This is a genomic window from Proteus sp. LHD240705 (assembly GCF_047921555.1).
Classification (GTDB): domain Bacteria; phylum Pseudomonadota; class Gammaproteobacteria; order Enterobacterales; family Enterobacteriaceae; genus Proteus.
Genome location: NZ_JBLRMI010000005.1, coordinates 172,843 through 185,401 on the forward strand (window position 1 = coordinate 172,843; position 12,559 = coordinate 185,401).

Annotated in this window: 10 protein-coding genes; all 10 read right to left on the bottom strand. The window is 36.6% G+C overall.

Annotation, left to right across the window (positions count from 1 at the left end):
* Positions 1 to 17: 17 nt before the first annotated feature.
* The 10 genes from ACNART_RS11660 to ACNART_RS11705 all read right to left on the bottom strand — a co-directional run bounded on the left by ACNART_RS11660 (position 18) and on the right by ACNART_RS11705 (position 12,539).
* Positions 18 to 869: a hypothetical protein gene (locus tag ACNART_RS11660; protein WP_198620722.1), complete on the bottom strand. Its 852-nt coding sequence runs from the start codon at positions 867 to 869 to the stop codon at positions 18 to 20.
* A 6-nt stretch (positions 870 to 875) separates the two neighbouring features.
* Positions 876 to 1,412 (bottom strand): fimbrial protein, encoded by a 537-nt coding sequence (locus ACNART_RS11665; protein ID WP_349442872.1) that lies wholly within the window; start codon positions 1,410 to 1,412, stop codon positions 876 to 878.
* On the bottom strand, positions 1,412 to 1,903 hold the full coding sequence (locus tag ACNART_RS11670; RefSeq protein ID WP_109372984.1) for a fimbrial protein: 492 nt from the start codon (positions 1,901 to 1,903) through the stop codon (positions 1,412 to 1,414). Before ACNART_RS11670 ends, ACNART_RS11665 begins: the two co-directional genes overlap by 1 nt.
* Before the next feature lie 16 nt (positions 1,904 to 1,919).
* Positions 1,920 to 2,405, bottom strand: a complete 486-nt coding sequence (locus ACNART_RS11675; RefSeq protein WP_109372983.1) for a fimbrial protein — start codon at positions 2,403 to 2,405, stop codon at positions 1,920 to 1,922.
* A 4-nt stretch (positions 2,406 to 2,409) separates the two neighbouring features.
* On the bottom strand, positions 2,410 to 3,156 hold the full coding sequence (locus tag ACNART_RS11680) for a molecular chaperone (RefSeq protein WP_368927804.1): 747 nt from the start codon (positions 3,154 to 3,156) through the stop codon (positions 2,410 to 2,412).
* Between the two features lie 26 nt (positions 3,157 to 3,182).
* The gene (locus ACNART_RS11685) at positions 3,183 to 5,678 is read right to left on the bottom strand and encodes a fimbria/pilus outer membrane usher protein (protein ID WP_368927805.1); all 2,496 of its coding nucleotides are present in this window, start codon (positions 5,676 to 5,678) and stop codon (positions 3,183 to 3,185) included.
* Positions 5,679 to 5,771: 93 nt separating this feature from the next.
* Positions 5,772 to 6,338: a fimbrial protein gene (locus ACNART_RS11690; RefSeq protein WP_109372980.1), complete on the bottom strand. Its 567-nt coding sequence runs from the start codon at positions 6,336 to 6,338 to the stop codon at positions 5,772 to 5,774.
* A 1,223-nt stretch (positions 6,339 to 7,561) separates the two neighbouring features.
* On the bottom strand, positions 7,562 to 8,839 hold the full coding sequence (locus ACNART_RS11695) for a sigma-54-dependent transcriptional regulator (RefSeq protein WP_368927806.1): 1,278 nt from the start codon (positions 8,837 to 8,839) through the stop codon (positions 7,562 to 7,564).
* Entirely contained in the window at positions 8,817 to 11,192 is a 2,376-nt protein-coding gene (locus ACNART_RS11700; protein ID WP_198620716.1) for an ATP-binding protein, read from the bottom strand. Before ACNART_RS11700 ends, ACNART_RS11695 begins: the two co-directional genes overlap by 23 nt.
* A gap of 57 nt (positions 11,193 to 11,249) precedes the next feature.
* Complete coding sequence (locus ACNART_RS11705) at positions 11,250 to 12,539, bottom strand: ABC transporter substrate-binding protein (protein ID WP_109372977.1); 1,290 nt, start codon at positions 12,537 to 12,539, stop codon at positions 11,250 to 11,252.
* Positions 12,540 to 12,559 lie beyond the last annotated feature (20 nt).

Here is a 12,559-nt window from a genome sequence, read left to right on the forward strand (position 1 = left end):
TGACTCTTCTAATTTTATTAAGGTATTGATAATACCAATGTCGTAGCACCACTAAAGTTACCTAATGAAGGAGTGCCATTAGTTTGAAGTTTTGACTTCACTCTTACATAGGTGTATTCATTCATTATTGCGTTAACTTGTGTACCAATTGATGCAGGTGAACCATTTAACGTTAAAAAAGAGCGGATGCTACCATCTGGTTTTAAGTTTAAAAAATGATCTTCCATCGAACTGGTAATTTTTACTGGCATAGTTTCATTACAAGTGAGCGCAAATTGTTCTTCCGCCTCATTACCATCAACTTGTGTCACATCAAGTACACCATGTGAAATAGTAAGATTATTAGAAACAAATGCACATTTACCTTCAGGCGGTGGAGCAATACCACATACGCCACCAGGTACCATTCTTCCACTTCCTCCCGTTGCACTACTCGTCATAAAAAAAGCAATACATTCATCAACAGTAACAGATCCAGCATGAGTACTATAATTCACATAAGGGAAAGTCAACCCGCATTGATTAACAGCCACATCGCGTATTTCAGCCATAGAGCTTAAATGTTGTAAATCTACATCACACCGCCATCTCGCTCGATGCTCAGTACCCGTTCCTCCTTTATCAGGTTTTGAGTGGAAGTGGTTTAATTGAATATAACACCGACCACTCAAACCTAAACTTTTACAAGGGTTTGGCGTAAATCCCATTTCCGTCCAATATTCCAACACATAGTCATAACGAATATTACCTTTAATTTCTGGAGAAGGACCTGATTTAGTAATATAAGTAAAATAACCTGCTTGTACACTAAATAGAGAAAAACTGCATAGTACAATTAATAACTTTAAAATTTGCTGTATTTTTTTCATTATCTTTTACTCATATTTCAAAGAAAACACGGCAGTAGCAGAAAAATGCCCCGGCTTAATTGATTTATCTGCGATCGCTTTTGCTGTCGCTTGCAAATAAGCAATAAAATTAAGCTCAAAAATGCCATTATTAGGAATATTATATAAGCTAGTGTAATCCCCTAATTTAATAGGGACTCCTTCTTTAGTCGTAATTTGTATTCCTAAATCAGGATTATTAGCGTTATCGTCTAATGCTAATAATCCGGCAAGTTCATTATGAGTTGCCCCTTCAAATTTTATTTTCACTTGCTTGGCAATAGAGATATCGCACTCTGATAAAGTAATTTTGAAATCCTTTTTCTCGAATTCAAAATAACTTTTATAAATATCATCTAAGCGAATTTCATCAAATACCACATCAACCTGAGAGTGTTCAGGTAGAACTTTGCAAGGTGCGATAATTAATGAACCAAAGATATTAAGATTTTCAGCCGCAAAGATAGAAGATGAAAACAATAAACAACCACCAATAATACAACCAGATAACATTGATTTATTCATTATTGGTACTCCACAAACAAGGTGCCACCCGCGGTAAAATTACCTGGTACCAGTTCACTATTTTCTTTTTTCACCAATACTGCCCAAATTTTTTCAGGGTTATTTAAATTAACCGAATACTTTTTATTTAAATCAATAATGGAATCACCCATCATAAATTTTACGGTTAACTCATTAATATTGGTTCTCAGCCCATTAGGATCGAAGCTACTTTTATTACCATCAATTGATAAATACATATTCCAGTTATTTAAATTTTCTTCACAGGTAATTTGGTAATTAATTTCTCTTTTTTGGTCATAGCCTTTAATTGTTTTTATCGCCACAGGACCAAAATTCACCTCAATCATATTACCGTCATTCACTTTGCAAGGTGGTGGCGTTAATAAATTACCTTTAATCAGCACCTGTGTCTCATTATCTTTCGCTAGACTAGGTGAAGATGATATTGAAAATAAAAATAACATCGTGAGGAATGGATAATAACGCATACTGTTTATTCCTCCGTTAGTTGTAATAAACCTGCATAGTTGCAGTCGCCGTAAAGGAGCCAGTTGGTAGCGCGGCGCCACTTTTTTTCACGAGTACAGCATAAAGCTCAGGTCGAGTTTGATAGTTAAACTTAAACGGCTCTGTCATATAAACATTGGTGTCAGCGGTTTTAAATAACACCCCTAAATCTGTCACGCTTGTTTTTAAATAACGCGTATCAAACCCAGCGCCGTCACCAGTAAATTTCAGTGACATACTTGGGTCACCTGTTGTTTTACAATCCAAGGTGTAATCCATTTTTTGTTTATAATTTTCGTTTTCTATTCTTGTGGTCATCACATCATTAAAGTTCACTTCAATAGGTTTACCATCGTTAATCTTGCAAGGGCGTGACTCCACACTCCCGCTCACAGTCACTCTTAAAAAGCCAGAAACAGCCCATACAGAAGGAGCGAGAAAACTCATACAAAGAAAAAGTATTACACCTCGGAATATAAGCATAATATTACGCCTTCTTATCTTTGATATTTGCTGAACAAATATCTCCACGACATTGGAATGTTAAGTCAACCAGCCCACCAAAATCATTGAGATATTCAAGGGTAGGTGTCGTACCTAAATCACCCACTTTTGTTCCCAGTGAACGTTGACCAAAAGGTTCAATCATCACCGCTTCAAAGTCTTTTACTTCCGTATTGTTCTTTCTGACTTTGGTAATGGTTAAGTAATAAGGCGACGGATTTTTCACATTGTAATGGTCACTTTGTTTTTCAATCACAATGTCTTTTTCCATTGGATTAGCCTCTAAACGGCTTGGTGCAACAATGCTTTTTGGTCGATAAAACACTTTAATTTTTGTCTGCAATGCAATCTGTAAAACATTAGGAGAATCACTACGAGGTGGAATTTCACGAACATTAAGGTAATAAATACTTTCTCTGTCTGTGGGCAACATATTTGTTGCTGGTAATGCCTGTATTTTAATTTGGCTTTTACTACCGGCTTCGATACGCTGAACTGGCGGTGTTACCACAAAAGGAGAATTGATTTTTTCATCTTTACTATTCTCAAGCCAAGACTGTGCTAAATAAGGTTTAGATTCATTTTCATTTTCTAAAACCATACTGACTGAGCGCTCACCTTCATTATATAAAACACGAGTTCTATCTAATGCGATAGCGGAATAAGCGGATTGAGAAAAAAGGCAAAGTATAACGATAGCGCCCAATGTTTTTGTATTGATATATTTCATTTCATTCACCGTTGACTTAAATTTAATTACTTACAAGGAAGCAACAACATGTTGCTTAAATTATTTTCTAGCACTTGAGGTAATTGGAATTGGCAAGTTTCGCCATTCCAAGCAAGATCTAATGTTTCACCTGCTTTTACACCTGATAAATAAACAAAACCATCATCTGAAATAATGCCGACTTCTAATTTATCTTTGTTATAAACACTGGCGCCAAAAGGAGGATGTTTCTTATCAGGCATCGTGATCACCGCTAAGACTTTCTCACCTTCAATCACGTTAAATTTACGGTAACCGATCGCCCCTTCTGTCAAGGTAGCGTATTGGGATGATTGAACAGCATCAGCATTTTCAGGAAGATTATTGATATCAATCGTAATATGGCTACGAGAATAGTTTTGCACACCCATTAAAACTGCTTTACCGTGACGGTTAGTTTCAATTGGTGTTAAACCTGTTTTAATCGGAATATCTTCAACATTATTGGTATCAACCAATATGCGTGAATTTCCCATTGAAGTGACTCGGTGCAATGCTCCCCCTTCTGGGGTTAGCGTTATCCCACCTATTAATTGCATCGATAAAGCGCTTTGATTATTTTGGGTATAAGTTCCACTTGTCGTCAGTTTTGCTAAATTACCGTCGTAATTATAGAAACCTGACAGATTCACTTTATCGCTATCCCACGTACCCGCAGATAAGTTATAGGTACTTCTTTCATTCAGTCGCTCATAATAGTTAACAGAATTACTCGTATTATGGCGATTAAATGATCCCGAATAACTAATATTGGCATCATTACGCTCTAGCGGTACACCTAATGACACATAAACCCCTTCATCATTATTATGGCTAGATTCCACTTTATACGCGGATAAGTTAATGGATAAATTTTTAAAATTAGCCCAATCAAAATAACTAGAAACCGTAAAACTGTAGTTATCAGTTGAAGATCGATTCCAATAGGTTTGGCGAGAATAGTTTAAATACGTATTGATATTGTAATCAGGGAAAGCTGTACCAAAGATGGCGGTATAAAGCTCTTTACCACTGTCAATATGAAGCCCACGATAACGACCATCTAAAAATTGAGTCATACTTAAATAGTCTCGTTGAGAGAAGCGATAACCCGCAAACGTAATCTGGCTATTTATTTGATCAAATTGTTTCGAATAGGTAACGTTATAAGAAGTACCAGATAGTGTCTTATCATCAAAATTACTGCCCATCTCAGCACGCGAAGCCGAAATATTAAAAGAAAGCACCCCAAATGGCGCTAAGTCTTGCCCTAGACCTAAAGCAATATTTTGATATTCAGTTGAGGCTAATAATCCGCCATAAATCGTGGTGTTATTCGCTGCCCCCCATGAAAAGGAGCCTAATGAAAATGCAGGACCTTCAGTGTCATGTTCATTTTTAGTTGGCTTACCCATCACCAGCTTATATAAAAACTGGCCAGGTCTTGTCAGTGTACCTAAACGCGAGGTTTCTACTTTAAATGTTTGAACAGAACCATCTTGTTCTTCAATAGAAACATCTAAGGTACCGCCCCCAAATGTGTTGACGTCTTGAATTCGAAACGGCCCTGGACTTACTTCATTTTGATAAACAATACGACCATCTTGACGCACAATAACCGTGGCGTTCGTTCTTGCAACTCCCGCAATTTCAGGTGCATAGCCCTGTAAACGAGGCGGGATCATCGCGTTATCACTTTCTAATGAAGCACCAAGATAACGGAAGCTATCAAAAAGCTCTGATGAGAGATATTGTTCACCTAACGTTAATTTTGCACCTAAAGATCGAATAGCTCGGAAAATATAAAGCTGGTTCCAACGCCATGATTTATCGTTGCTATTTAAATTACCGCCAGAGGCTTGCCAATCTGAACGAAAACGCCAAGCGCCCATATTAATGCCCATTACACCACTAATATTGGTTCCCGTTTCGGTCCTTTTATCGTTGTTTTCATATCGAATAAGGCGATTACTCATATTGTAATCAAGAAAGGATCCCGCAATACCATCATCCCAACGTGATGGCGGATCCCAACTTGGATCTTGATATTCCATAAAGGCTTGAGGAATGCTGATACTTAAAATACCGGTGTAGAGATCACCCACAGCATTCATATTTGGCACGGAGCGGAAATCAAGACACTGGGTATTATTCGTTGTTAACCAAGTGACTTTTTTTTCCCATTCAGATTTTAAACCTAAAATGGGGTAAACCTCTGGGGTGATACAAGGAATAGATAACTCTGCGTTGTAATCTGGGGAAAAAAATAAAATAGGCTCTTCGTTTCTTACTCTTTGTTTATTAACGTCAGTTGCCAGTAAATGAGTGCCTGGTTGAATATAATTTGCGTAAGAGAATTTAGTAAAGTCAGTATTTTCAATACCTTTGTCTGTTAAGAAATCGGTATTAAAATCTACAGCTTCTTCTGCAAAAATAGGCAACGAAAAAGGAACAAAGAATAAAAGCATTACTTTTGTGATCGTATTTATTTTCATGCTTTTCATTTTGCTATGCCATCCTCAGCATTATTAACAGAAGACAATATTGATGAGATGCATGGCGCCTAAGCGCCACACATCTTATAAAAAAAACAACAATTATTCGTAGATAACTTTGAAGTTAGCTACTGTGTCGAAAGAACCCGTTGTTGCTTTCTTATCAACAGCTTCATTACCTTTCACGTAAGCTGAGAACTGCAATGTTGTGAGAGAGCCGTCACCATTATTTAAAGCGTGACCTGCTACTGGGAAACCTTGACCAAAAGTAATTGGATTATTACCACGGTCAGTGATAACGATACCTGCATTTTGTACTTTGCCACCTAAGCCCAGTAATTCGCCAGTATAACCGTCAAAACCACTTACGGTTGCACCAGTGAATGATACTTTTGCAGTTTTGTAAGTTTCAGTTGAGCAGTTTTTCAGAATAATATCGAAGTTTTCGCTATCTGAACGGAATTTATTGCTAGTCAGTTCATGCAATGCGATTTCACCAAACTTAACAGTTTGATCTAAACTTTTATCATCGATTGAACAAGGAACATCATTGATAAAGCCAGTAAAACGCACTTTACCTTCACGGCTTTCCGCTGGATCTGCTGCAAAGCTAGGAGCAGCAACAACTAAAGATAACGCAACACCTAAAGCTAATTTAGTAAATTTCATAAAATTTCCTTTATATACAATAAAGATAGTGATATTTCTTGGCTTCTGACTAAATAAGCGATAAATAATAAATACATCGCCCTTCTACAATTTAAACTTCTTTAAACTTCACAGATCCATATAAAACCAAAATAGGGGATATTCTACGAATGTGTCCTTTATGCATTCATATTCAAATTAATTTACGGAATAAGTTAACCTTATTAACTTTTTAAACGTCATTTTTAAATATTTTAGAAATTAAGTTTCTTAATTAATAAAAACATCTTAATTTGACATATAAATAATTAATAAATTTTAATCAGAAAGTAAGAGTAAGAAATTAAAGAAAAGAAACAATTTAAATAATATTTCTTTACTTGTTTTGCAATGAAATACTCGCAAAAGGCGTAAATTAAGTCAAAAGTCAAAAAATGATATTATTAGTATAATAAGAGGATAGTTATCAAATGAAACAATTCTTTAGATGAGCAATTAAAGTATTTTAAACTAAAATTACATATAGATTAGATATTATTACTTAATAAAAAATAAAGCCGCCATCATTAACACTCATAGCAAGTAAAATGAATATAAAAACCAAACAAATAAAAATAATAAGTTTTTTATAACGAAAAAATATCAAAATATAGAAAATAATATCTTGCTGACACGATAAAGCCAGCATATATACAAAAACACTTAGGATTCATCTCAATTGAGAAATTATATTATATTCTTTAATTTAATTAGAAATAAGATAATCTAATTATGACAACATATTTAAATATCGTTAATTTGTTCTCAACAAGAATTAAAAATAAATTATAAATACAAATTAAATATGATACTCCTTTAAAGAGCATTCTTTTTAATATAGTCAATTATGGAGCAATAACAATAATATCTCGTAACTGTTATATAAAAAATACCATTATTAACGTCAAATAAAGACACCCAATTTTTATATTTAGCTATTAATAAGATTTTAAGAAAAATAAATTTAAAACAGCTCACTATTTTGACACGCAAAAGGTGTAAATATTGAATAAAAAAATAACAGAGTTTTTATCCACAACAAGACCTATTAAAATATAAAAAATGATAAATTCTATCTTTTTACGATTACAGGTAAAATAAAAGGCAAAATAAACTTAATATAAAATATTAAATATAATAACAACAAAAGAAAACTGTGAAAGAGCGCCAGTATGGCGCTTCTTTGTTATTGAATAGTGGGTAAATCAAACTTTTGGTTTATAGCTATCTTTATCGAGATCATGTTTTTTCATTCGTAAATACAGCTTTTTACGTGGAATACCCAAATAATCCGCCACATCACTAACACGTCCCGCAAATAAATATAACGCATCTTCGATTAATCGACGCTCATATTCATCCACAAGATTATCCAAAGGGCCTTCAGGTGGAATAATGGCGCGATGTTGTTCACTATCAACCATTTTCACAATGCCTACCGCATATAATTCAGCAACATTTCGTAACTCACGAATATTACCCGGCCAATCGTAACGCTTTAAAATATCGAGATAATTACGATCAATTTTCGGTACCGCAATACCGAGCCTCTGTGCACTTTGTCGTAAGAAAGCCCTAAATAACGGAATAATGTCTGGGCGTCTGGCACTTAACGGAGGCAGTGAAAAAGTGATTTGTGAAAAATAGTAATAGAATTCAGGGATTAATCGTCCTTCTGTTACCAGTTGCTGTGTATTATTTTCTAAAATCGCAATCGTTCTAAAGTGGCGCTTTCCTTGGCGTTCCATATCTAATAGATAAGAACTTAACCAGCGTTGTGCCTCAGATGATAAATCATATGGAGAACGTAAAATCAGCGTTCCTACTTCATCCGCTTCAATTTGAGCAATAACCTGTTTGATATCCGATAAATTTTGGCAATCGACTGTTTGGATAGCTTTATCACTATGCGGGCTTAATTCATGCAATAGCTGAGCAAGAAGATGACGCCCTGTTCCCATTTCCCCTTCTATCATTAAATCTTTATCAATATCGGCAATTTGTTGTACTTGCTCTCTAATCGCGGTGATTTGCGCACTGTCTCCCACTAATCGCTCTTGTGTGGTACTTATTACCGCATTCCTAAGCGAAAGAATGGATTGACGCTCTTTGTGTGCCTTCGCCACTAACTCTAAGAAAACAGGTGGATTAATCGGTTTTTCAATAAAATCATAAGCGCCTTTTTTTACCGCTTCTACTGCTAACGGTATATCGCCATGTCCTGTGATCATGATAACGGGGATACGAAAGTCAATTTGTTTAATGCGCTCTAATACTTCCATGCCATTCATTGCTGGCATATAGATATCAAGTACAACAGCACCCTGCCATTCTGGTGTTAAAAGGCTTAATGCTTTTTCTGGTGAGTCGGTTACTCTAGCAACCATTCCCGCAAGATTGAGTAAATGGCGATAAGATTCAAGAATATCTTCATCGTCATCAATTAATAAAACGTCGATATCAGGCATGTGTGATTGTGTCATCTGTAAACTCCAAAACAACCATGGCGCCACCATTTAATGTAGAGGCCAAGTAAATTTCATAACCAAACCGTTGCATAATTGAACGGCAAATGGATAACCCTAACCCAAGCCCCACATCTTTTGTGGTTGTAAATGGGGTAAATAGTTTTGGTAAAACATCTGAATTGAATCCTTTTCCACTGTCCGCGATCGCCACTAATTTTCGTTTAGGATCAACAGATAAAAGATCAATTGTGATTTGGCTTTCACCAACACCCGCAATAGCATCCATTGCATTAACAAACAAATTAACCAAGACTTGCTCAATTTGTGTCGGGTCTGCACAAATGGTTAATTCATCAGGAATATTATTCGTAATAATGCACTGCTCTCGTTTAGAACGGGACTCCACCAGCACCATCGCACTATCTACCAGCTCTTTTAATGGCGCTGAAACAAAGCTAATTTCAGACGAAGATTTACGTGAAAAATTACGCAATGCAGTAATTATTCGATTCATTCGTGCGCACAGCTTTTCAATGCGTTCGATAGAATCAGGTAATTGATCGTATTTTTCCATCTGCATAGTCAGTTTTGCACTGTATAGATAGGTGTTAATTGCAGAGAGTGGCTGATTAAGCTCATGTGCAAGGCTTGTCATCGCCTGCCCTACAACTGCCATTTTAGCTGCTTGTACTAACTCTTCTTGTGTCTGAATTAAATGTTTCTGTGCCTGTTCTCGGCGCAATATCTCTTCATTTAATTGCTGGTTTTTATCCTGCAAATCTTGTGTTTTTAATGCCACCAGCCGTTGAAGCTCTAATCTGCTTAGCTCTTGGCGCGTAATATCCGTGATCGTCACAATATATTTATGTTCATCTTTATGAGGATATTCTCGAATATTAAATTGTAAGAAATGAGGCTCACCTTCTTTTACCATCCTGATAGTACATTCACTCTGCCCTAATAAGTAAAGCTGACCACTTGAACTAAATTGCGCTTTAAGCATGGTGCTCGCCTCACCACTAAACAGTAACCAAAGTGGCTTATTATTTTGTTCTTTTCCTGTACCTAATAGTGTTGCTGCACTTGGGTTTACCGTTTCTATTCTGCCATCGTGGTGACAGGTAATTAAACTTGCATCGGTATTATTAATAAGATTTAACGCATTGCTGGTTTCAACTTCTTTCATTTGACGCCAAAATCGACGAAGCCGGCGACTTAACAGGCCAATTTCATCTTGTCCTTCAATCAGTACAGGCTCGGTTAAATGACCTTTGGCTACATGCGCTAAGTCATCACTTAGTTTATTCAATCTTGCGATAAGTCTTCTATCAATCAAGATTTTCATCACAATAATACTCAGCAATAGTGATGCAATAATGATGACTACAATAACGATTTTCCCTGTTGCCATTAGTTTGCGGGTATTATCATTAAGCTTATTTAGCGCTTCACTTGTAGCAAAAACATTACCTCTGACGGCATTATCAAATTGTGATAATTTTTCATTTAATTCAGGAGTTAATGCTTTGAGCTTTTTCTCGTTTTCCACATCATCAATCAGTGTTTGATAGATATCACCGTCATAACGGGTGATCGCAATAATCTCTTGTAATACCTGACGATGGGCAATAGTCGATGGATAACTTTTTAGTTTCTGATTTAAGGCAATAATTTCATCAATTTTGACGCTGATATAGTGGAAAGCGACATCAATATCACGGCTATAACGTTGATGTGCAATTTCTTCAACCAAGCTGATTAATTCATTTTCTGTCGTAAACAACTCTTGTAATAAGGTTGATTCCAATAGGAGTTGTAGGCTGTTTTCCTGTACATTTTTTTCATTGATCATTTGGCTGACATGCCACTCAATTTCATTAAGGAGTGGTTTAATGTCTTCACCAACGGCGTCATGCATCCACGCCAATTGCCCTAATAATTGTGCAAGGCGGTTTTCTAATTCACGTCGTTTATCCAATAATACATCTTGTTGATTAATAAGCTCCGATAACTCATCAACAAGTTGAGTATAAAAATCACGCTGTGGCTTTTGCTCAATAGGAAACTCACGCAAATTATCTAATAACTGATGAATTTCCTGCTGTTGTTGCTCTGAAATCGATTTTCGTTGAGTCTGTTCTCGCTCTTTTAATAGCATCTGTAAATTGGTGCTATAACGCTCCATGGTATAGCTGGTGGTTAACATCGGTAGAGACTCTCCCACTGACGCATTAATTTGTGTCGCCAGTTTTCCCCACATAAAAAAGATAACCACACCAATCAATAAGGTGAGTAAAGAACTAAAGATAAACGCCATATACAGGCGTCTACCTAGTTTGCCAAATTGTTTAGGCACTAATAATTTCATCCGTAATACCTTTCATAAAAACAGCGCTTCCTGCTGTATATTTGAACCACAAGGCGGTTAGGGTGATTTTGTCTCTTTCAATAAAACCAGTGCTTGTTCAAGCCTTTCAGCTTCTAATGTGCGCCATTGATACAGCACAGCTAATGCTTGATCAGAGTATTCTCGCTGATCGGCTTCTTTCATAAATAACGCTTGTAATGTCGGTGAATTAGCCTCTTTTTCGCTAATAAGCACTGAACTTGCTATTTTTCGCGCTTTACTGATCGCAGAAATACGTTCTGGCGTTTTATTTTCCTGTCTTTCTGCTTCGTGGATATCATTCCAAACTTGGCGCATTAAAGGAAAATTATGAGTGATCATTTGATCAAATAACGCATTAACGACTTCACTACGGCGATACGCCTCATTGCTGTTTAAAATAAATTCCGTGTTATTAGCAAGTTCATCGTTATTACGTAAAATCTCTTTGCTTAATGGGATCTTTGCCATATCACTTTTATAGATGATCTCTTGTCCTTCATCCGATAAAAGAAAGGCAATAAATTTAGCTGCGGTGTCTCTTTTACTGCTTTCGGCAACAATAGCAACATAAGCCGGTAAAATAATCGACTTATCAAAATAGCTAAATTCGACAAAATCAAAGCGTTTCTGATGATTAAAAGCGTAGTTATCGATAATTGGGCCTGCCCCTACAATGCCTCTGGCGATAGCATCACTGACACGGGAACTACGTGCCGAAATCGAGGAAAGATTACCACTGGTTTCGAGTAAGATCTGCCATCCACGCTCCCAGCCGTACTCTTGTAGCACATTTTCCACCATTAATTGCATCGTGCCAGAGTTCGCTGGAGTGGTCATGGTTAAGTGCCCTTGGTAAATAGGATCACTTAAATCAACCCAACTTTTAGGTGCAGGAATACCGAGTTTTTGTAGGTATTGCGTATTACTCATAATCCCAATACCGGAATAACCAACCGTGGTTATCTTATCGTTTAAGATATCACTATGGCGCGTTAACCATTTTGGCGTTTCGTAATTTACGGGTAATCGAGCTAGTAGCCCTTCTCTATCTAGATGATGGAAAAAATTAGCCGATGACGACATCACAATATCAACTGGCTGTGTGGGATATTGTTTCATCATCCGTGTTGCAATCGCGACGCGACGATAAACCACTTGCACCTTAGTATCTGGATAACGAGCGCTAAAAGCCTCTGTAAGTGGTCGCATTGGTGTATCTGAAAGTGTCGTCAGTATAACAAGTGGCTGCTCATCACTACGCACCGGTGTGATAAACAGCCAACTAAACAGTAAACAGACGAGGCTCAGTGTTATTTTTATTCTCATGGACATACCCCTGGTTTTGT

Coding starts and splice junctions, on each gene's coding strand:
- ACNART_RS11685 (WP_368927805.1), bottom strand. CDS start 5,678: ATGAAAAGCATGAAAATAAATACGATCACAAAAGTAATGCTTTTATTC.
- ACNART_RS11695 (WP_368927806.1), bottom strand. CDS start 8,839: ATGACACAATCACACATGCCTGATATCGACGTTTTATTAATTGATGAC.
- ACNART_RS11665 (WP_349442872.1), bottom strand. CDS start 1,412: ATGAATAAATCAATGTTATCTGGTTGTATTATTGGTGGTTGTTTATTG.
- ACNART_RS11670 (WP_109372984.1), bottom strand. CDS start 1,903: ATGCGTTATTATCCATTCCTCACGATGTTATTTTTATTTTCAATATCA.
- ACNART_RS11660 (WP_198620722.1), bottom strand. CDS start 869: ATGAAAAAAATACAGCAAATTTTAAAGTTATTAATTGTACTATGCAGT.
- ACNART_RS11700 (WP_198620716.1), bottom strand. CDS start 11,192: ATGAAATTATTAGTGCCTAAACAATTTGGCAAACTAGGTAGACGCCTG.
- ACNART_RS11675 (WP_109372983.1), bottom strand. CDS start 2,405: ATGCTTATATTCCGAGGTGTAATACTTTTTCTTTGTATGAGTTTTCTC.
- ACNART_RS11690 (WP_109372980.1), bottom strand. CDS start 6,338: ATGAAATTTACTAAATTAGCTTTAGGTGTTGCGTTATCTTTAGTTGTT.
- ACNART_RS11680 (WP_368927804.1), bottom strand. CDS start 3,156: ATGAAATATATCAATACAAAAACATTGGGCGCTATCGTTATACTTTGC.
- ACNART_RS11705 (WP_109372977.1), bottom strand. CDS start 12,539: ATGAGAATAAAAATAACACTGAGCCTCGTCTGTTTACTGTTTAGTTGG.